We start from the raw sequence: 20,593 nt of genomic DNA, 5'->3' as shown, positions 1-20,593 counted from the left end.
CTAATCCGACCAGGCACGACACCGGCCGGGCGTACGGTCACGAGGGTGGAAATCAGCACTGGCGGCCGGATCCTGATGATCGGCCTGCATCCCCGGGCATTGGACTACAGCAAGTTTCCGGGTCTCGACGAGGCCGGGCTCACCGCGCGCATCGAGGCCGGGCACGCCGCCCTGCGCGCGGCCGGATTCGACACCGAATCGTGTTCGGTCGACGCCGAGCCCGAGGCGGCCGAGGCACAGATTCGCGCGCGGCTGGCCACGGGGGAATTCGCCCTGGTGCTGATCGGGGCGGGCATCCGGGCGAGTATCGATCACACGCTGCTGTTCGAACGGATCGTCAACGTGGTGCTCGAGGCCGCGCCCGGCGTCCGGTTCTGCTTCAACACCTCGCCCGAGACCACCGTGGACGCGCTGCGCCGCTCGGCGGCACCCCGGATCAGCTGACCGCGAGGACGATTTTGCCCAGGCCGTGGCCCGTCTGGCTCTCCCGCTGGGCCGCGGCCGCCTCGGCGAGCGGGTAGATCCGCGGCGGACCGGGCAGGCGGAATTCCCCCGCGGCGACCGACCGCGCCACCCGCTCGACGACATCCAGCGCCGGACCGCCCGTGCGGGCGTAGAACCGCACCCCCTTGTCGCCCGCGCCGCCATCGGCGATGGTGACGATGCGATCGGTGCCACCGCGCAATTCGATCGCGGCATCGAGGAATCCATGCCCGGCACAGTCGAAGATCGCGTCGACACCGTGCGGGGCGAGGGCGCGCACCCGCTCGACCACGCCGGCGCCGTAGGTGGTGGGGATGGCGCCGAGGTCCCGCACCACCTGCTGATTGCCCGCCGAGGCCGTGCCGATGACCCGCGCGCCCGCCGCGTGGGCGAGCTGCACGGCCATCGCACCGACCGCGCCCGACGCGCCGTTGATCAGCACGGTTTCCCCGGACTTCAGCTCCAGGGCGTCGAGCCCGCCCGCGGCGGTGTTCGCCGCGACCGGGACCGCGACCGCATCCTCGAACGACAGCTGCGCGGGCTTGGGGGCCAGCGCCTTGGCCAGGGTGTACTCGGCGTAGCCGGTGTTGTCCGCCGACCAGCCGATCACCTCGTCGCCCACCTGCCAGGGGGCATCGGGGCCGACCGCGTCCACCACGCCGGCGATCTCGAATCCGGCGCCCGCCGGGAACACCAGCGGGCCGAACGCGCCCTCGCGGCGCTTCCAGTCCGCCGGATTGACGCCCGCCACGCGCACCGCGACCCGCACCTGTCCAGCGCCGGGGTCGGGGACGGGCAGATCGACCAGCTCCAGGACCTCGGGTCCGCCGAAACGCTCGAATCGAATGGCCTTCACGCAAGTCGACTCTACGGGCCGGAACTTTCGCTGTCCGCGAACGAGGGACCGCGTGGGGAAGGCTTGCCCTCAACCATTGTTTAGGTCTTAGTGTCGGTGGCCCGGGGTTACATGGTCCGGGAGCGGAAGGAGCGGTGGATGAGCATCGAATCGGTGGCGTGGAGTCAGCTGTACCGGCAGGCGTACGCGCCGCAGGAGCGGCGCGCGCTCAGCCGGGCCACGGCCGCGCGCATGCTGCGGTTCGCACGGCCGCACCGAGCGGCGCTGATCGGATTCCTGCTGTTCAGCGTGTTGTCCGCGCTGCTGACGGTGGCCAATCCGGTGCTGGCCGGGCAAGTGGTCGACAAGATCGTCCGGCATGCCGAGCCGCGGTCGGTGGTGGTGCTGGCCGTGATCATCGGCGTGGTCGCGGTGGCCGACGCGGCGCTGGGGATCGTGATCCGGTGGCTGTCCTCGCGGATCGGCGAGGGGCTGATCCTGGATCTGCGCACGGCCGTCTTCGACCACGTGCAGAAGATGCCGATCGCCTTCTTCACCCGCACCCGCACCGGCGCGCTGGTGAGCCGGTTGAACAGCGATGTGATCGGCGCACAGCGGGCCTTCAGCACCACGCTGTCCGGAGTGGTCACCAATATCGTGACGCTGCTGCTCACCCTGGTCGTCATGGTCCGGCTGTCGTGGCAGATCACATTGCTCGCCCTGGTGCTGCTGCCGCTGTTCATGCTGCCCGCGCGGCGCATGGGCGAGCGGATCGCCGGAATCCAGCGCGAGGCCGCGCAGCTCAATGCCGCGATGAGCACCCAGATGACCGAGCGCTTCTCCGCGCCCGGCGCGACGCTGGTCAAGCTGTTCGGGCGGCCGCGACAGGAGTCGGCGGAGTTCGCGCTGCGGGCCGGGCGGGTGCGCGATATCGGGGTGCGCACGGCAATGCTGCAGACCGTCTTCGTCACCGCGCTGACGCTGGTGTCCGCGCTGGCGGTGGCGCTGGTGTACGGGCTGGGCGGCTGGTACGCGCTGCGCGGTGAGCTGGACGCCGGTGCGGTGGTGGCACTTTCGCTGCTGCTGACCCGGCTGTACACCCCGCTGACCGCACTGGCCAGCGCCCGGGTCGACATCATGTCGGCGCTGGTCAGCTTCGAGCGGGTCTTCGAGATCCTGGATCTGAAGCCGCTCATCGAGGACGCGTCCGATGCCAAACCCGTTCCGGCGGGCCCGGTTTCGGTGGAATTCGATGATGTGCACTTCGCCTATCCGGCGGCCGACAAGGTGTCGCTGGCCTCGCTCGAGGATGTCGCCACTCTCGACACCCGCGGCGGGGTGCAGGTGCTGCACGGCATCTCGCTGCGCGCCGAGCCCGGGCAGATGATCGCGCTGGTCGGATCGTCCGGGGCGGGCAAATCGACCATCGCCCAACTGGTTTCGCGGCTGTACGACGTCGACTCCGGCGCGGTCCGGATCAATGGCGTGGACGTGCGCGAGCTGACCGGGCGCTCCATTCAGGACGCGGTCGGCCTGGTCACCCAGGACGGCCACCTGTTCCACGACACGATTCGCGCCAATCTGCTGCTGGCCCGTCCCGAGGCGACCGAGGACGAGCTGTGGGACGCCCTGCGGCGCGCCCGTCTCGCCGAACTGATCGAATCGCTGCCCGACGGCCTGGACACCATGGTCGGCGAGCGCGGTTATCGGCTGTCCGGCGGCGAGCGCCAGCGCCTGACCATCGCCCGGCTGCTGCTCAAGCAGCCGCGCGTGGTGATCCTCGACGAGGCCACCGCCTCGCTGGACTCCACCTCCGAGGCCGCCGTGCAGGAGGCCCTGGGCGAGGCGCTCGCGGGCCGGACGGCGCTGGTGATCGCGCACCGGCTGTCCACCGTCCGCGGCGCCGACCAGATCCTGGTGGTCGAGGACGGGCGCATCGTTGAACGCGGCACCCACACGCAGCTGCTGGCGGCCCGCGGCCGCTACGCCGATCTGTACCGCACCCAGTTCGCCGACGATCCGGCGCCCGCGGCGGCCTGATCGGTCAGCCGCGCAGCGCCAGGTCGAGTTCGTGGAACAAGGTGACCTGCCGCGTCCGCCCCGGCGCGCGCGGCGGGAAACGCCGCAGCACCTCGCGCACCTCGGACGGCGCGTGCGCGGCCGCCCAGCGCAGTTCCGCCCGCGCCGCCGCGGCGTCGCCATCGGCCGCCGACTCCCGGGCCAGCGCCGCGTAAACCGCCGGTCCCAGCAGATGTTTCGACTGGTGCGGTGTCGCCAGCGGGTGAATGTAGGGGACGGCGACCGCGCACTGCGCGGCGCGGGCGGCGGCCGTGGCGGCCGGATCGCCGATCTCGCGCGCGGCCGCGAAGGCCGCCCAGGCGAGGGTGCGCAGCCGGGCCGTCCGCTCGCCGTCGCGAACATATTCGCGCGCACCGGCGATCGCCTCGCGCGGGCGGGCGTCACCGGGGGCCGCCGTCTCGAACAGCGGCAGTACCCGTTCGGCGCAATCGGCCGCCCAGTCCGTCGCCGTGCGGCGCTCATCGATGCTCAGCGGCAGCTCTGTCATCGGTCCTCACTTCGTCGCAGGTCCACCGCCCCGACGCTATCGCTGAAGAATCGGTTGAAACTTGGGCGCGCAGGCCCTGCGAGAACGATGCGAGATCCTCAAATCCCGCGATGCGGCCTGGCCGTGGCCGATCCGGCCGCTGTTGCCGGGCATGTGCCCCGCGCGGCGCGCGTACTGCTTCCCGAGATCGACGCGAAATCCGCACCGGCATAAGGATATTCGCTCGTTGATCGGCCTGGGGACCGCGCTTACAGTGGGGTGGTGGGCAGCTGCTTACCGGCCGTCGGCCCGGGGGAAGGGTTCTCATGACCGCGAACACCGAAGCACGCCGATACCCCTTCGGCGAACCGGTCCGCCTCGATATGCATCCGCTCTACGCGAAACTGCGCCGGGAGGAACCGATCTCGCGCGTCAGACTCCCGTACGGCGGGGAGGGCTGGCTGGTAACCCGCTACGACGAGGTCAAACAGGTGCTCGCCGATCAGCGCTTCAGCCGCGCGGTCACGGTGGACCGCGAGGACATCCCCCGCATGACACCGACTCCCGCACGTCCGGATTCGCTGCTGAGTATGGATCCGCCGGAACACACCAGGCTGCGCAAGCTGGTCGCGAAGGCGTTCACCGGCCGCCGCGTCGAACAACTGCGTCCGCTGGTGCACCGGATCGTGGACGAACTGCTGGACCGGCTGCAACACTGCCGACCACCGGCCGATCTGATCGCGAGTTTCGCGCTGCCGCTGCCGGTTACGGTGATCTGCGACATGCTCGGCGTGCCGACTCGAGACCAGCATCGGTTCCGCGAGTTCTCCGACGCCGTGCTGTCGACCAGCGCCCACACCCGCGAGCAGATCGATGCCGCCCAGCTCGAACTCGAGCGCTATCTGGCCGAATTGGTCGCCCAGCGCCGCGAACGTCCGACCGACGATCTGCTGGGCGCCCTGGTCGCGGCCCGCGACGACGAGGACCGGCTCACCGAGGACGAACTGGTGAACCTGGGCATCACGCTGCTGGTGGCCGGGCACGAGACCACCGCCAACCAGATCGCCAACTTCACCTATCTGCTGCTCACGCACCGAGAGCAGTGGGAGCTGTTGCGCGACAACCCCGATCGGGTGCCCGGCGCGGTCGAGGAACTGCTGCGCTATGTGCAACTGGGCTCCGGCGGCGGCTTCGCCCGGGTGGCGACCGAGGACGTCGAACTGGCCGGGGTGACCGTGCGCGCGGGCGAGGCGGTATTCGCCGACACCCAGGCCGCCAACCGCGACGATGCGGTCTTCGACGATGCGGAGACCCTGAACCTGCTTCGTGAACACAACCCGCACATCACCTTCGGCCACGGCGCCCACCACTGCCTGGGCGCGCGGCTGGCCCGAATCGAGCTCCAGATCGCCCTGGCCGCCCTCCTCCGCCGCCTTCCGTCCCTGCGGCTGGCCGTACCCCCGGAGGAGGTGCCGTGGAAGTCCGGCCTGCTGGTGCGCGGGCCGAAACAACTCCTCGTGAGCTGGTGAGCGGTCTTGTGAGCCAACGCGATACCCGCCATCGGTCAGCTGGTAGCGGGCGCCAGCCGAGTTCTGGTGCTGGCGGTTTCGGCGCTCCGATCGACGCGACGTGACCAAGCGACCAGACCCAGCGCGGCGAGGCCCAGCAGGGCGCTGAGCCAGGCGACCGCGGGATAGCCCATGCCCGCGCCGAGCACCAGGCCGCCGAGCCAGGGGCCGAGGGTGATGCCGATATTGAAGGAGACGACATTCGCGGCGGGGCCGAGGGTGGTGGCGGTGGGGGCCAGGGCGTAGACGCGGCTGTTGGAGACTGGGTTGGTGCCGAAGCCGAAGGCGCCCAGCAGGAAGACCAGGCCCGCGACCGGGACGATGTGGTGGGCGGTCAGGGCGAGCAGAGCCGAGGTGACGGTCAGCCCGGCGATGCCGACGGCGAAGGTGCGGGTCGGGTGGGCGTCGGCGGTGCGGCCGCCGATGGCGATGCCGAGCAGGGCGCCGATGCCGTAGACGGCGAGCAGTACGGGGACCCAGCCGGGAGCGATCCGGGTGGTTTCGATCAGCAGTGCGCCCAGGTAGCTGAAGCTGGCCATCAATCCGGCGATCGCCAGGACGGTCGTGCCGTAGAGCAGCGCGATCCGGCCGGAGACCATGGCGCGCAATTCCTTTCCGATATCCGGCGCGGTGGTGGGGCGGCTGTCGGGTACGCGCAGCAGCACGCCGATCATCGCGATCGCCGACAGGATGGTGACCGCCCAGAACGCCGCGCGCCAGCCCAGATGCTGGCCGATGAAGGTACCCGCCGGGAGCCCGACGATGGTGGCGACCGTGAGTCCGCCAGCGACGATGCTCATGGCCCGCCCGCGTGCGTTCGGTGGCACCATGCCCACCGCGGCCGCGGCGCCCACCGACCAGAATCCCGCGTAGACGAAGGCCGCGAACACCCTGGTGCCGAACAGCACCCAGTAGTTCGAGGTGAGCACCGCGGCCACATGGGCGACGATGAACGCCGCGAGGAAGGCGATCAGCGCGCTGCGCCGCGACCAGCGCATGGTGGCGACGGCCAGAATGGGTGCGCCGAACAGCATGCCCAGCGCGAAGGCCGAGATCAGCAGCCCCGCCTGCGGTATCGAGACGCCGAGGTCGGCTGACATGTCGGGAAGCAGGCCCGCCGATATCAATTCCGAGGTGCCCTGGGCGAAGATCGATAGGCCCAGTATGTAGACGGCCAGGGGCATGGCACAGCCTTCCTGTTTTAGATCGTTCGGTTCAAAATATGGACAGCGCAAAGGTATTGGGTCGAGGTGATTTCGGCGGGAACTAGGCGGTCACAGTCGATCCAGTGCGATATTCGCGATGGCCGCCAGCGTCTTTCGGTCGGCGCCGCCCCGGGCCGCCACCCGCAGACCACTGATCGTCGCGACGACGAAGTGGGCGAGTTCGGTCGCGGGCCGCGCGTCCCGAATCTCGCCCGCCCGCTGCCCGGCGGCAATGGTCGCGGTGAGGGCCGTCAGGCGGCGATCCAGATCCGCGCGCAGCAGATCGGCGACCTCGGCATCGCGCGGGCCGAGCTCGACGATGGAGTTCACCACCAGGCAGCCCAGCGGATCGTCCTCGGGCGAGTCGACGGCCTTCCACAGCAGTTCGCGGACTTTGCCCTTGGCCGAGCCGGGCGCGTCGAGGGTGGCGAAGGTCGCCTCGTTCTTGACGTCCATGTACCGCCGCAGCGCGCGCCGGAACAGGTGGTGCTTGCTGATGAAGGTGTTGTAGATACTGCTGCGCCCCAAACCCGTTGCGGCGCAGAGGTCCTGGGTCGAGGTGGCCTCGTAACCGGCGGACCAGAACGCGCGCATCGCGGCGTCGACGGCCCGATCCTCGTCGAACTGCTTGGGTCGCGGCATGCGACGACCCTAGCACGTTTTGAACTGATCAGTCCAAAATAATCAGAACTCGCCGGCCACACCCAGCACCGTGCGGCCCGAGTGCTGTCCGGAGCGGATGGCGTGCAGCACCTCTTCGACGCGGGTGATGGGGGCGTAGTTCTCCAGCGCCGACAGGTGCCGGGGCTTCAGGTCCGCGCCCAAGCGGGCCCACAGGGCGCGGCGCTGTTCGATCGGGAAGTTCGCCGAGTCGATGCCCAGCAGGGCGACGCCGCGCAGGATGAACGGCAGGACGGTGGTCGGGAGTTCCGGACCGCCGGTGAGACCGCTGATCGCCGCGGCGCCACCGTATTTGATCGCACTGAGCACGAAGGCGAGGGATTTGCCGCCGACGCTGTCGACCGCACCCGCCCACTGCGCCTTGGCCAGCGGACGCAACTTCGCCTCCGGATCTTCGGGCAACCGGCCGATCACCGACTTCGCGCCGAGGGTGGACAGCAGCTCGCCCGCATCGGTCTTGCCGGTGGAGGCGACCACCTCGAATCCCAGACCCGCCAGAATGTCCACGGCCACGCTGCCGACGCCGCCGGTCGCGCCGGTCACCAGGATCGGGCCGGAGTCGGGTGTGATTCCCCGATCGAGCAGCGCCTGCACGCTCATGGCCGCGGTGAAACCGGCCGTGCCGAGGGCCGCGGCCTCCCGCATGGTCAGCCCGTCGAGTTTCACCACCCATTCGGCGGGGACGCGGGCGTATTCGGCGAAGCCGCCGTTGTGCGACATGCCGATCTCGTAGCCGTGTGCGACCACCTGATCGCCGGGGGTGAATTGGGGGTCCTGCGATTCGGCGACCTCGCCGACGATATCGATACCCGGGACGATCGGATACTCGCGCACCACACCGCCGCCGCGGGTGATCGCCAGCCCGTCCTTGAAGTTGGCACTGGAGTAGTGCACCTTGATCGTCACCGTGCCGGTGCCGAGGAACTCATCACCCACCTCCTCGCGCGCCAATGTCACACCGTTGTCCGTCTCGTGCGCCACCATCGCCCAGAACATGAATCCGAGCATAGGTCCGCGCGGGCGCTCGGGCAGGGTGGACGGGCCGGACGGTCAGCGGTCGTAGGAGGCCACGCCGACCGGGCCGACGCCCACGCACAGGTCCAATCCCGGGGTGTGGGAACCGATTCGAAGGACGCTGCCGTTGCCGACGAGCCGGACGTAGACGGTGTGCAGGCCCGCGCTGACCGGGGCGACGACGGTGCCGCCGTGTTCCAGCGCGACCGTGATTCGGCCGTCGCGACCGGCGAGGTAGTTGAGCTGGGCCGTCCAGTCGTGGTCGATGAGCGGACCGTCGAGCGGCAGGTCGACGGGTTGTTCGGTGGTGATGCGGTGGTCGCAGCCGGGTACTGGACCGGGCAGGATGGCTCGATTCCACCAGACCTGGGCGTCGGTGAGGCGTCCGGTATCGGTGAACATGCGCAGGCGCGGGGTGGCGTCGGCGAAGGTCCCCGGTGGCGCCGCCGCGGACAGTACGCGGCTGGCGAGGTTCTGCGGGTAGGTGAGCGGACTCAGCACATCCCAGGGCACCTCCTGATCGAGCAGCGGAGTACCGCCCGCACGCACGGCCGCGACGGCATTGCCGAGGTAGGTCCGCGTGGGGCTGATCGACCACGAGCGAACGAAGGTCGTGGTGGACCACAGACTGCTCGCCACGAATGCGATGCTCAGTGCCAGCGGGACGAGCGAGCTCGGGATACGCGGTCGGATGCGCTTCGGTGCGGCGGCATTCGGGCCGAGGAGCGGCAAGGCATGGACGCGGATCGGCGACGGTGCCGGCGTATCCGCACGGGTCCGGCCCGGGGCGCGCAGCAGCAGGGCGCCGACGGCGGTCAGCACCACCGCCACATCCGCCAGATAGCGCAGCGACTGCATGAGTTCCGCGGCGGTATTCGGGCCGCCTCGGACCAGCAGCACCGGGATCTGGGCAAGCAGGATGTACAGCGCCGCCGCGGCCCACACCGCGAACATCCGACGGCGGGCACGAATCGTCAGCGCCACAAGCGTTCCCAGCGCGATCCAGGACAGCGCGACGGCCCAGGGCGCAGGCACTGCCCACGGTGTCGACGGCAGCCAGCGGGCCCAGTTCCAGGGTCCGCCGAGCAGGGTCGGCACGATACCCAGGGACGTGGCGCTGTGCAGCAGGGCGCGCACGCCCGCGGCGTCGCTGCGTTCCTCGGCGACCTCGGTGACCGCGAGATACGTTGCCAGCCAGCACATCAGAACCACTGCCGAGCCGAACCAGAGCGGCGCGCCGCGGCGGGCGACCGTGCGAATCGCGCGGTCCCGGCCGTCGGCGTATCGGACCAGCACGGCCGCCCCGAAGGCCACGAACGGTACCACCGCCGCCTTCTCGAAAAACAGCAGCGCCACCGCCGACACCACGATTCCCGACGCCGCGTACCGCCGCCGCCCGGTGCGCACCAGCAGCACCGCGTCCGCGATCACCCACGCCAGCGCGCATTGCAGCGGCAATGCGTTCAGCGCCGCCGCCCACCACGCGAACGCGGGAATCGTCAGCGGGCAGAACAGATAGAACACCAGCGGACCGAGCACGGCCCACGGCGACCGGAAACCGGTCAGCACCACGACCATGCGCGCCACGGCCACCGACGCCGCCGCCTGTAGCAGCAGCATCGACACCACCGGCCCCGCCCAGGCCAGGGGCGCGAGGGCCGTGACGACCCAGGCCGTGACGAACGCCAGCGGCATGAAATGCCCGTCGTGGTCGTAGCCCAGCAGGTCGGTCGACAGCAGCGGATACGCGCCCGCGCGGCCGACGAGGATCAGATCATCCCAGTAGAAATAGCCGCGCGCGGCCACCCAACCGCGGATGCCGAGCTGGACCGCGATCAGGCAGGCGACGACGAGGAGGACCGGACGTGCGCGACCCATCCGTGCCGCGCGGTCAGCGAAAGCTGGGCGCGCGCTTGGCCACGAATGCGGAAATGCCCTCGCGACCGTCCTCGGAGTCGGCGAGGGCGGAGATGAAGGCGGCCTCGCGGGCCAGCTGCTCCTCGAGGTTGTGGCTGGAGGAGACCAGCAACAGCTTCTTGACATTGGCATTGGCGTGCCGGGGCCCGGCGGCGAAACGGGCGGCCAGGCCGTCGATCGTGGTGGCCAGTTCGGCGTCGGGCACCACCCGGTGCAGCAGCCCCCAGTCGAGCGCCTCGGCCGCGGCGAGGGTGCGGTTGGTCAGCATGAGTTCCTGGGCTCGGCGCAGGCCGATCAGGCGCGGCAGATAGTAGGACGCGCCGCCGTCGGGGCTGAGCCCGGCGCGGGTGTAGGCCATGGTGAAGGAGGCGGATTCGGCCGCGACCACCAGATCGCCCGCGATGGCCAGGCTGAATCCGGCCCCGGCGGCCGTGCCGTTCACCGCGACCAGCAGCAGCGCGTCCATCCGCGCGAACGACGACAGCGCCTGATGCAGATCCTCGGCCAATTCCTTGACGTACGCGCCCGATCCGCTCTCCGCGGCCGCCATCGCCTTCAGGTCGCCCCCGGCGGAGAAGAATTTCCCCGCACCGGTCAGCGTGACCACCTTGAGCGTGGGATCGTCGGCGCACAACGAGGCGATATGCGCCAGCTCCCGGCCCATGGTGGCGTCCAGCCCGTTGGCGGCCGTCGGCCGATCGAGGGTGAGCCGGGCGACCGCGCCCGTCCGCTCGTACCGGATCGTCTCGTAGTCGGTCATGCCGTTGCCTTCCCGTCGAGTCTGCCCGCCCAGCATGTCAAATACCCGATTCCGGCGATCATTGCGGGACCAGTTCCAGGCGCACGCCGAGCAACCGGACGGGCCGGTCGAGCTCGAAGCGGTCGAGAATCGCCACGGCGGTCCGCACGATCTCGTCGACATCGGTGGTCGGGACGGCCAGCTTGCGCTGTTTGGTGCGGGTGTAGAAGGTCTTGGTGCGCACGGTGACCCCGACGCGCCGAGTGACCCGGCCCGCTGCGAGCATCTCCCCGGCCACCTCGGCGGCCAGGCGGGCGACCTGCCGGGTGATCTCGGCGCGGTCGGTGAGGTCGTGCGGGAAGGTCTCGGATCGACCGCGCCCCACCGGGATTCGGGGTTCGGTCACCACGTCGGTATCGGCACGGCCGTGGCCGAGAATCCACAGATACGGGCCGGTATTGGGACCGAATTCCGCGGCCAGCGCGGCGCGATCGGCGGCCGCCAGCTGCGCGACGGTCTCGATGCCCAACTCGCTCAGGCGTTTCGCGATGCGGGGGCCGATACCCCACAGCGCGCTGGTCGGGCGGTGCGCCATCAGCTCGGTCCAGTTGTCGGCGGTGAGACGGAAGATCCCGGGCTCGTCGGGATGCTCGGGTCCGGGGTCGGCGTCGGCTCCCTTCCCGACCGCCTTGGCGAATCCGGTCGCCAGCTTGGCCCGAAGTTTGTTGTCGCCGATGCCGATCGAGCAGGTCAGCTCCAATTCCTCGATGGCGGAACGAATCTCGCGGGCAAGCGCGACCGGATCGTCGGTATCGGCGGCCAGGAACGCCTCGTCCCAGCCCAGCACCTCCACCCGCACCGGGAAGGTGCGCAGCAGATCCATGACCTCCGCGGAGGCCTGCTCGTAGGTCGCCAGATCCAGGGGCAGGAATACCGCGTCCGGACATTTGCGCGCCGCTGTGCGCAGCGGCATTCCGGCCCGCACACCGTAACCGCGCGCCGGATAGGACGCGCAGGTCACCACCTTGCGCGGCTCGTTCGGATCGCCGTTGCCGCCGACGACGACCGGCCGCCCGCGCAGTTCCGGGTGGCGGCGGAACTCCACCGCCGCCTGGAACTGGTCGAGGTCCACGTGCAGCAGCCACCGGGGCACCCTCTCGTCTTACCGCACGCCGGTGACATTCGAGTGGAACCAGAATATTATTCTGGTTGTGAAGATTCGCGATCGGTTACTGCTCGCGGCCGAGCGGCAGTTCGCCGAGCACGGGGCCGTCGAGACGACCCTCGGGCAGATCCGCGACGCGGCCGGAGCCAGCGTCGGCGCGCTCTATCACCACTTTCCGGACAAGGCCGAGCTGTATCGACAGGTCTGGACGAATGCGCTGGCCGACTATCAGCGGCACCTGTGGCAGGTCGTCGGCGACAGCACCGACGCCCGCGCCGGGATCGAAGGCGGTGTGATCGAGCATCTGCGCTGGGTCGCCGAGAACCAGTACCGGGCCAAGGTGCTCACCTCCGCCCGGCCGCCCGGAGTGCGCGAGAGCGAGAGCAATCGGGAATTCCTGCGCAATGTGTGGCGCTGGTGGCGCACCCATGCCGGATACGGCACGGTGCGCGATCTCGAATTCGATCTGGTGTACGCGCTGTGGCTGGGACCCGCCCAGGAGTACGCGCGGCACTGGCTGGGCGGCGAGATCGTCACGGCCCCGACCGATATCGCGCCGGTGCTGGCCGATGCCGCCTGGCAGGCGCTGCGCGCACCCCGACCCGACGACAAGAAAGCAGACCGATGACCGCGACGCTGGATCTCGACCTCGCCCGCAAGGTGCTTGCGGCCCAACCCTTCAGCGCACTGGTCGGCGCGGAGATCACCGCCTACGGCGACGGCGCGGTCACGCTGACGATCCCCATCCGACCCGAGCTGGGCCAGCAGTTCGGATACGTGCACGGCGGCGTCCTCGCCTATGCCGCCGACAATTCGCTCACCTACGCGGCCGGTTCGGTACTCGGCCCGAACGTGCTGACCGGCGGATTCTCCATCACCTACCTGCGCCCGGCCGCCGGTGCGCGGCTGCGCGCCGAGGCCCGGGTCACCGGCGCCACGCGGCGGCAGGCCGTGTGCCACTGCGAGATCTACGCCGACGCCGAGGACGGCGCGTCGGTGCTGGTCGCGGTCGCGCAGGGGACCACGCGGGCGATCGAGCGGGAACTGGGTTCCGACGGGCGCTGATCGGCGGATCATCGTGCCGGTGGTCGCGAGGGGTGGCCGCCGCGCCCGAGCCGGCCGCGCCCCGCGAATCGACTTGGGGCGCGGCCGGTTCCGCTCGCTCAGGCCGAGGCCAGAGCGGCGCCGTAGGCCGGTTCGGCGATCGGCTCGATGGCGTAGGCCAGGATCTCGGCCACGTCGGCGACGGGGCGGACATCCAGCGACTCGAGCACATCGGCCGGGACGTCGTCCAGATCCGGCTCGTTGCGGGCCGGAATGAATACCGTCTTCAGGCCCGCGCGCTGGGCGGCCAGCAGCTTCTGCTTGACGCCGCCGATCGGCAGCACCCGGCCGTTCAGCGTGACCTCGCCGGTCATGCCGACATCCGCGCGGACCTGGCGGCCCAGTGCCAGCGACACCAGGGCGGTGACCATGGTGACGCCCGCGGATGGACCGTCCTTGGGCACCGCGCCCGCGGGGAAGTGGATGTGGATATCGCGATCCAGCACCCTCGGCTCGATGCCGATCTCCTCCAGATGGGAGCGGACGTAGGTCAGCGCGATCTGCGCGGACTCCTTCATGACATCGCCCAGCTGGCCGGTCAGGGTCAGCGAGCGCTCACCCTCGGCGGCATTGGCCTCGATGTAGAGGACGTCGCCGCCCGCCCCGGTCACCGCCAGGCCGGTGGCCACGCCGGGGACGGAGGTGCGCTCGACCGAATCCGGGGTGAACCGGGGACGGCCCAGGTAGTCCTTCAGATTCGCCAGGTCGACGGTGACCGCCTCGGGCTGTTCGCCTTCGGAGAGCCGAGTCGCGGCCTTGCGCAGGGCCTTCGCGATGAGCCGCTCCATCTGGCGGACACCGGCCTCGCGGGTGTAGTTGGCCGCGATCTCGCGCAGCGCCGCCTCGGTGACGCTCACCTCGTCGGCGGTCAGCGCGTTGCGCTCCAACTGCCGCGGGACCAGGAAGTCGCGGGCGATGGCCACCTTGTCGTCCTCGGTGTAGCCGTCGACCGTGATCAGCTCCATCCGGTCCAGCAGCGGGCCCGGGATGGTCTCCATGACATTGGCGGTCGCGATGAACAGCACATCCGACAGGTCCAGGTCCAGATCCAGGTAGTGGTCGCGGAAGGTGTGGTTCTGCGCCGGGTCCAGGACCTCGAGCAGCGCCGCGGCCGGATCGCCGCGGAAGTCCGAGCCGACCTTGTCGATCTCGTCCAGCAACACAACGGGATTCATCGAACCCGCCTCCTTGACCGCGCGCACGATCCGGCCGGGCAGCGCGCCGACATAGGTGCGCCGGTGGCCGCGGATCTCCGCCTCGTCGCGCACGCCGCCCAGGGCGACGCGAACGAACTTGCGGCCCAGTGCCCGGGCCACACTCTCGCCCAGCGAGGTCTTGCCGACACCGGGCGGGCCGACCAGCACCAGCACCGCGCCGGAGCCGCGGCCGCCGACGACCTCGAGTCCGCGGGCGGCGCGGCGGGCGCGCACGGCCAGGTACTCGACCATGCGGTCCTTCACCTCGTCCAGGCCGTGGTGGTCGGCGTCGAGCACCGCGCGGGCGGCCGAGATATCGGTGGAATCCTCGGTTTTCACCGTCCACGGCAGATCCAGCACGGTATCGAGCCAGGTCCGGATCCAGCCCGCCTCCGGGCTCTGATCGCTGCCGCGCTCGAGCCGGTCGACCTCGCGCAGCGCGGCCTCGCGGACGCTGTCGGGCAGTGCGGCGTTCTCGACGCGGGTGCGGTAGTCCTCCGCGCCGTCGGGCTCGTTCTCGCCCAGCTCCTTGCGAATCGCGTTGAGCTGCTGGCGCAGCAGGAATTCGCGCTGGGACTTCTCCATGCCCTCGCGGACTTCCTCGCTGATCTTCTCGGTGACCTCCATCTCGGCGATGTGGTCGCGCACCCAGGCGATCAGTTTGGTCAGACGCGTCGCGACATCCGGGGTTTCGAGCAATTCGCGCTTCTGCTCGTCGCTCAGATAGGGCGCGTAGCCCGCGACATCGGCCAGCGCCGACGGATCGGACATCTGGTCGATCATGTCGATGACCTGCCACGCCTCACGCCGCTGCAGCACCGAGACGACCAGCTTCTTGTACTCTGCCGCAAGCTCCTTGGTGCGCCCGTCCGGCGCGGGCGTCTCGACCGGCTCGGCCTCGACCCACAGCGCCGCACCCGGCCCGGTCACCCCGTGCCCGATCTTCGCCCGCCGCTCCGCACGCAACACGGCCGCCTTGGCCCCGCCGCGCATCCGCCCGAGCTGCTCGATCGTGGCGACCACGCCATAGGACGCATAACCCTCGGCCAACCGAGGCGCCAACAACACGGTCTCCAAATTCGCCGCCCGCGCCGCATCGATGGCCGCCTGCGCCGCCTCGTCCAGCTCGATCGGCACCACCATCCCCGGCAACACGATCGGCTCGGTCAGAAACAGCACGGGTAGTCGTTGTGGGGTACTCACAGTTTTCAGCCCCTTCCAAACCACGCCCTGGAGTACTGCCCCTCCAAGGTTGAGCGTTACCTACTCAACCCCCACCCCTCCGGGAATGTTCCGAACGGATGTTCACCGGCAGCGAACAGGGAGGCGGACGGTGGGACACCCCATGCTTCCCGACTCCGGGGAATCGCCCCGACCGCGGTGACATACTCGGGAAGATCGGCGTCGCGGGTTGCGGCGCTTCACGATCCACTTTCCGAAGGAGCAGATGAACATGCTGGCCGCACGTCTTCACCTGGGTAAGGAGCGTCGTCTCGAGGTGGAGGAGGTGCCGGTTCCGGAGCCGGGTCCCGATCATGTGCTGATCAAGGTCGAGGCGGCGGGGGTTTGTCTGTCGGATGTGCATTTGGTCGATGGGACGTTGTCTCCGCTGTATTTGAAGGGGGAGGTGGTGACGCTCGGGCATGAGGTGGCGGGGACGGTGCATGCGTTGGGGCCGGGGGTTACGCAGGCGAAGGTGGGGGATCGGGTGGTGTTGCAGGCGGGGGAGCTGCGCAACGGTGCGGTGTTCACCCGTGGGGTGGATTACGACGGTGGGTGGGCCGAGTACACGGTGGCGCGGGTGGATACGTTGGTGCCGCTGCCCGATGATCTGCCGTTCGAGCAGGCGTGCTTCATTCCCGATGCGGTGTCGACGCCGTGGGCCGCGATCACCGCTACCGCGCAGGTCCGGCCCGCGGAGCCGGTGGGGGTGTGGGGCGTTGGCGGGCTGGGGGCGCACGGTGTGCAGTTACTGCGGCTGGTGGGGGCGGCGCCGATCATCGCGGTGGATCCGCTGCCCGCGGCGCGGCAGCGGGCGCTGGAATTCGGCGCGGACTTCGCCTTCGACCCCGCCGACGAGGAACTGCGCAAGAAGATCTACGCGGCCACGAACGGGGCGGGGCTGGCGGCGGCCTTCGACTTCGCGGGGGTCGCGGCCGTGCGCGAGCAGGCCGCGGTCTGCCTGGGGCAGGGTGGTCGGCTGGTGTTGGTCGGGCTGACCGACAAGCCGATCACCCTCACCTACGGAACCATGTTCAGCTTCTTCGGCCAGCAGCTGCGCGGGCACTACGGCTCCGAGCCCGAGCATGTGAACCAGCTGGTGCAGTTGCAGCGGCTGCATCGGATCGACTTCGCCCGCTCGGTCAGCGCGGTGCTGCCGCTGTCCGACGCGCCCAAGGCCGTGCACGCGCTGGAGGCCAAGGAGGGCAACCCGATTCGGCTGGTGCTGAAGCCGTAGCGGCTACAGGCGGCGATCGAAGGCGACGGTCGCCGCCCCCGAACCCGGATCGACCGTGACCACCCGCAGCCGAACGGCTTCCCGGGTGATGTCCGCGACCATGAAACCGAGCTCGGTGAACGTCTGAAACAGATTGGGATGCACCGGTTTCGGCTTGCCGAGCACGTCGTCGTGCACGGACTTGGCGGTCGCGCCGGACACGATCTGCCGGGTGCCCCTGGTCGCCACGGTCGGCTCGAGCACCTGCAGCGAATGATCGTGTCCGGACAGCAGGAACTGGCACCGGCCGAGGACGTGCCGGTCCAGAAACGCCTTCACGTGCCGCCCGTCCAGCGGCTCTACCGTCACGCCCTCGTAGTTCCCGGCGTCGCCGTGCGGACCGTTGTTGATATACGGGTGGTGGGTGCAGACGATCTTCCACTTCGCCTGGGATTCGGCCAGGGCGCGATCCAACCACGCCGCCTGTTCGGTCATGAACGGCCCGTTCGGCGCCCAGTAGGGCGTCAGCACCTGGGGGATGTACGAGGCGGCCGGATTCAGGTCGAGAACGAAGAATTCGACGACGGGGCGCTGCTGCGGAATCCGCACCGAGTAGTAGCGGGCGGGCATGTACCAGCGTGCCGAACGCCGGTGATAGCCCACCTCGAAGTCACCGCGCTGCAGCCATCCCGCGTCGCCGGGGAGGACCGTGCTGGTGTCGTGATTGCCGAGTGCCATCAACCACGGGAAATCCAGGCCGTGATTGGGCTTTTCGAACTTGTCGGCGAACTGGACGTCGTCCTCGGTCCACGGTCCGTTCTCGTAGATGTTGTCGCCGAGGCCCAGGGCCAGCGAGAACGGTTCGCGCCGATGCATATCCCGCATGGCATCGGCCACCAGCCACTGCGGCCGCTTCCCGGTCCCGGCGTCGCCGGTCAGCAGAACGCGCAGGTTCTCGGTGGTGGGCAGCGGTAATTTGCCCGCCGTCGCGGGCTCGGCCACCGCCACCCCGCCGACGGCCGCCACCCCCGCCACCGCGGCCGCGCCCGCCAGAAATCCCCGGCGGCCCACGTGCGTGCTGTCGTCCATCCCTGTGCTCCCTCTCGCATCACCAGATTGGTCGAGTGACCAGTATTCTCGGATGCGCGACCCGCGCGCCGAATCCTGTTTGCCTGACGGCGAACGACGGGTGAAAACGGCCCGACCCACCGCGATTGACACTCGATTGGACCGATGGAAATGTTGGAATCCCGACATCTCACGTCCAGGTTCTGCGCAAGGGGGATCCCACGATGACGACACTCGCCGGCGGGGTGTTCATCGACTGGGAACACCTCACCGGCCAGCCGAAAGTCGTCGTCGACCTGATCACCTTCCCGATCTTCAGCGCGCTGGCCGGATGGCTGACCAACTGGACCGGCGTGCTGATGCTGTTCTGGCCGGTGTTCTTCCGCGGCATCCGCATTCCGGGGCTGCACGTGCTGTACCCCTACTTCCCGCGCCGCGTCCAGGTATTGCCGACCTTCTCCGGGGATGGTAGGCAGATCGGCTTCCAGGGCTTCATCCCCGCCCGCGCCGAGAAGATGGCCAGTATCTGCGTCGATATGGCGATCATGCGCATCGGCAGCCCGAAGGACTTCATCCACGAACTCGACCTCGAGGGCGTCGCGGACTACATCGCCGAGGTCGCCCGCACGCGGGTGCAGCCGATCGTCGACGAGATCATGATGCGGGAGAACCCCGACCTGTGGCGCGCGGTGCCGCGTCCGGCGCGCGCGATCCTGTACCAGCGGGTGGAGCGCGAATTACCCGCGCTGACCCGGCGCGCCTTCGAGCAGCTCGGCGACAACGTCGATCAGCTCATCGATATCAAGAGCTTCGTCATCCGGTACCTGCGCGCCAATCCCTACATCCTCAAGGATCTGACCACCACGATCGCGGCGCCGGAGCTGCGCTTCATGATCCGCATCGGCCTGCTCGGCGCGCCCTTCGGATTCCTGCTCGCGCTGTATATGCAGGTGCACCATGACATTCCGGTGCTCGGCTGGATTCCGGGCTGGGCGGTGGTGCTGACCGCGGCGGCCGCGATCGGCGTCGTGGTGAACGTGATCGCCATCAAGATGGTGTTCGAGCCCGGCGATCCCCAGCCGCGCTACCGGTATCTGTGGCGCCAGGCGCTGCTGGCCAAGCGCCAGCCCCAGGCCGCCGCCGACCTCGGCCGCATCCTGGCCTACCAGGTGCTGACGCTGCCCAATCTGGCCACCGAACTGCTCGAGGGCCCCAACGGCGACAAGACCCGCAGGCTCATCGAGCGCCTGGTGTCCGAGGAGATCCATCGTCAGCTCGGCCCGACCACCTCGGTCGTGCGGATGGCCTTCGGCCGCCGCCAATTCGACAACCTCAAGGTCGGTGCGGCCGGTGCGGCCGTCGGCCTCGCGCCGAGCCTGGCCGAGGACGAGGAGTTCGCGGCGGAACAGGCCAAGACGATCGACGATTTCGCCACCCGCAAACTGCGCCAGCTCACCCCCGGCGAGTTCATGGAGATGTTCTACGCCTCGGTCGAACAGGACGCCTGGCTGCTGTATCTGCACGGCGCGGCGCTGGGCCTGGTGGTCGGCGCGGTACATCTGGTGCTGTTCGGCTGGTAAATAACAAGCACGCATGCTTGCATTTTTTTGAGTTGTCCTGCGATGCTGAATCCGTGGTTGATCTGCAGGCGCTGCTCGCCGACCTCGAGGCGGAATGCACGGATCTGGACGCCCTGGTGGCCGGACTGCCGTCGGCGGAGTGGGCGCGTCCGACGCCCGCCGCGGGGTGGACGATCGCACATCAGATCGGTCATCTGACCTGGACCGATGAGGTCGCCGCGCTCTCGGCCACCGATGCCGAGGCGTTCGGGGAGCTGGTGCGCGAGGCACTGCCGCGGGCGCTGACCTTCGTCGACGAGGCGGCCGAACAGGCCGCGGCCACACCCGCTCCCGAACTGCTCGCACGCTGGCGGCGCGGCCGCGCGACCCTCGCACCGGCGCTGCGGGCGGTGCCACCCGGGACGAAACTGCCCTGGTTCGGGCCGCCGATGAGCCCGGCCTCGATGGTCAGCGCGCGGCTGATGGAGACCTGGGCACACGGCCAGGACGTGGCCGACGCACTCGGCGCGAACCGCACCCCGACCGTGCGCCTGCGCAACATCGCCCACCTGGGCGTGCGCACCAGGAACTTCGCGTACCAGGTGCACGGTCGCACGCCGCCCGCCGAAGAGTTCCGGGTCGAACTGCGCGGCCCCGGCGGCGAGCTGTGGACCTGGGGACCCGAGGAGGCGGCACAGCGGGTCGAGGGGCCCGCGCTGGATTTCTGCCTGCTGGTCACCCAGCGCCGCCACCCCGGCGATCTGGCCGTCACCGCACACGGACCCGATGCGGTCGAATGGTTGGGTATCGCACAGGCTTTCGCGGGACCGGCCGGAACAGGCCGCACCGCAGGACAATTCGCGCACTGATCCGGGGACGGCCGCCCCGTGCGTGCACGGGGCGGCCTCGCCACGGCGTCCGGCGACAGCGCGAGAGCGGGCGAGCGCCAACTTTGGGTGCGCCGTGCCTGTTGCCGACCGGACGCCGTTGGCCGGAGGTCTTCGAGTTGGCAGTCGAAGCGGACGCTCGCCAGCTAAAGAATTGTTTACCCACCTGTTCCGCGCCGGAAACACCTGA

The 20,593-nt window shown here is 69.6% G+C and carries 18 protein-coding genes; 8 read left to right on the top strand and 10 right to left on the bottom strand.

Translation table 11 applies throughout. From position 1 onward, the window contains the following. The first annotated feature begins 45 nt into the window (after positions 1 to 45). Entirely contained in the window at positions 46 to 444 is a 399-nt protein-coding gene (locus tag NDR87_RS24160; protein WP_251915643.1) for a hypothetical protein, read from the top strand. Here the strand turns inward: NDR87_RS24160 and NDR87_RS24155 are convergent. Then, positions 437 to 1,339 (bottom strand): NADP-dependent oxidoreductase, encoded by a 903-nt coding sequence (locus NDR87_RS24155; protein WP_251915641.1) that lies wholly within the window; start codon positions 1,337 to 1,339, stop codon positions 437 to 439. The two genes, NDR87_RS24160 and NDR87_RS24155, sit on opposite strands and share 8 nt — an antisense overlap. A gap of 138 nt (positions 1,340 to 1,477) precedes the next feature. Here NDR87_RS24155 and NDR87_RS24150 point away from each other — a divergent pair, with 138 nt between their 5' ends. Continuing rightward, positions 1,478 to 3,358: an ABC transporter ATP-binding protein gene (locus NDR87_RS24150; RefSeq protein ID WP_251915639.1), complete on the top strand. Its 1,881-nt coding sequence runs from the start codon at positions 1,478 to 1,480 to the stop codon at positions 3,356 to 3,358. Positions 3,359 to 3,362: 4 nt separating this feature from the next. Here NDR87_RS24150 and NDR87_RS24145 read toward each other — a convergent pair whose 3' ends face one another. Further along, entirely contained in the window at positions 3,363 to 3,884 is a 522-nt protein-coding gene (locus NDR87_RS24145) for a putative immunity protein (RefSeq protein ID WP_251915637.1), read from the bottom strand. 305 nt (positions 3,885 to 4,189) lie between these two features. Here NDR87_RS24145 and NDR87_RS24140 point away from each other — a divergent pair, with 305 nt between their 5' ends. Continuing rightward, complete coding sequence (locus tag NDR87_RS24140) at positions 4,190 to 5,392, top strand: cytochrome P450 (protein ID WP_251915635.1); 1,203 nt, start codon at positions 4,190 to 4,192, stop codon at positions 5,390 to 5,392. A gap of 35 nt (positions 5,393 to 5,427) precedes the next feature. On the opposite strand, the gene NDR87_RS24135 is transcribed toward NDR87_RS24140, so the two are convergent. The 6 genes from NDR87_RS24135 to NDR87_RS24110 form a co-directional block, all read right to left on the bottom strand. Next, on the bottom strand, positions 5,428 to 6,615 hold the full coding sequence (locus NDR87_RS24135; RefSeq protein WP_251915626.1) for a Cmx/CmrA family chloramphenicol efflux MFS transporter: 1,188 nt from the start codon (positions 6,613 to 6,615) through the stop codon (positions 5,428 to 5,430). Positions 6,616 to 6,705: 90 nt separating this feature from the next. Continuing rightward, complete coding sequence (locus tag NDR87_RS24130) at positions 6,706 to 7,278, bottom strand: TetR/AcrR family transcriptional regulator (protein WP_251915624.1); 573 nt, start codon at positions 7,276 to 7,278, stop codon at positions 6,706 to 6,708. Positions 7,279 to 7,320: 42 nt separating this feature from the next. After that, positions 7,321 to 8,313 carry an oxidoreductase gene (locus tag NDR87_RS24125; protein ID WP_251915623.1) on the bottom strand — a complete coding sequence of 331 codons (993 nt, stop codon included), beginning with the start codon at positions 8,311 to 8,313 and terminating at the stop codon, positions 7,321 to 7,323. Positions 8,314 to 8,367: 54 nt separating this feature from the next. Beyond that, positions 8,368 to 10,209 (bottom strand): hypothetical protein, encoded by a 1,842-nt coding sequence (locus NDR87_RS24120; RefSeq protein ID WP_251915621.1) that lies wholly within the window; start codon positions 10,207 to 10,209, stop codon positions 8,368 to 8,370. A gap of 13 nt (positions 10,210 to 10,222) precedes the next feature. After that, complete coding sequence (locus tag NDR87_RS24115) at positions 10,223 to 11,008, bottom strand: enoyl-CoA hydratase/isomerase family protein (protein ID WP_251915619.1); 786 nt, start codon at positions 11,006 to 11,008, stop codon at positions 10,223 to 10,225. Between the two features lie 58 nt (positions 11,009 to 11,066). Beyond that, complete coding sequence (locus tag NDR87_RS24110; protein WP_251915617.1) at positions 11,067 to 12,140, bottom strand: DNA polymerase IV; 1,074 nt, start codon at positions 12,138 to 12,140, stop codon at positions 11,067 to 11,069. Between the two features lie 58 nt (positions 12,141 to 12,198). Between NDR87_RS24110 and NDR87_RS24105 the strand changes: the two genes are divergently transcribed. Together NDR87_RS24105 and NDR87_RS24100 are read left to right on the top strand one after the other, a co-directional pair. Next, on the top strand, positions 12,199 to 12,780 hold the full coding sequence (locus NDR87_RS24105; RefSeq protein WP_251915615.1) for a TetR/AcrR family transcriptional regulator: 582 nt from the start codon (positions 12,199 to 12,201) through the stop codon (positions 12,778 to 12,780). Then, the gene (locus NDR87_RS24100) at positions 12,777 to 13,217 is read left to right on the top strand and encodes a PaaI family thioesterase (protein ID WP_251915613.1); all 441 of its coding nucleotides are present in this window, start codon (positions 12,777 to 12,779) and stop codon (positions 13,215 to 13,217) included. The genes NDR87_RS24105 and NDR87_RS24100 overlap by 4 nt, the downstream gene beginning before the upstream one ends. A gap of 98 nt (positions 13,218 to 13,315) precedes the next feature. Here NDR87_RS24100 and lon read toward each other — a convergent pair whose 3' ends face one another. Beyond that, entirely contained in the window at positions 13,316 to 15,655 is a 2,340-nt protein-coding gene (lon, locus tag NDR87_RS24095) for an endopeptidase La (RefSeq protein ID WP_372494286.1), read from the bottom strand. Between the two features lie 250 nt (positions 15,656 to 15,905). Between lon and NDR87_RS24090 the strand changes: the two genes are divergently transcribed. Next, positions 15,906 to 16,910: a zinc-binding dehydrogenase gene (locus NDR87_RS24090; RefSeq protein ID WP_251915611.1), complete on the top strand. Its 1,005-nt coding sequence runs from the start codon at positions 15,906 to 15,908 to the stop codon at positions 16,908 to 16,910. A 3-nt stretch (positions 16,911 to 16,913) separates the two neighbouring features. On the opposite strand, the gene NDR87_RS24085 is transcribed toward NDR87_RS24090, so the two are convergent. Further along, positions 16,914 to 17,978, bottom strand: a complete 1,065-nt coding sequence (locus NDR87_RS24085) for a metallophosphoesterase (protein WP_251915609.1) — start codon at positions 17,976 to 17,978, stop codon at positions 16,914 to 16,916. A gap of 203 nt (positions 17,979 to 18,181) precedes the next feature. Between NDR87_RS24085 and NDR87_RS24080 the strand changes: the two genes are divergently transcribed. Next, positions 18,182 to 19,537: a hypothetical protein gene (locus NDR87_RS24080; RefSeq protein WP_251915607.1), complete on the top strand. Its 1,356-nt coding sequence runs from the start codon at positions 18,182 to 18,184 to the stop codon at positions 19,535 to 19,537. Positions 19,538 to 19,590: 53 nt separating this feature from the next. Then, positions 19,591 to 20,385 (top strand): TIGR03084 family metal-binding protein, encoded by a 795-nt coding sequence (locus tag NDR87_RS24075; RefSeq protein WP_251915605.1) that lies wholly within the window; start codon positions 19,591 to 19,593, stop codon positions 20,383 to 20,385. Positions 20,386 to 20,593: the final 208 nt, after the last annotated feature.

Source organism: Nocardia sp. CDC159, from assembly GCF_023740735.1.
Taxonomy (GTDB): Bacteria; Actinomycetota; Actinomycetes; order Mycobacteriales; family Mycobacteriaceae; genus Nocardia; species Nocardia pulmonis.
Note: the sequence above shows the minus strand (reverse complement) of the source record. Positions and strands in the feature narration are given on the sequence as shown.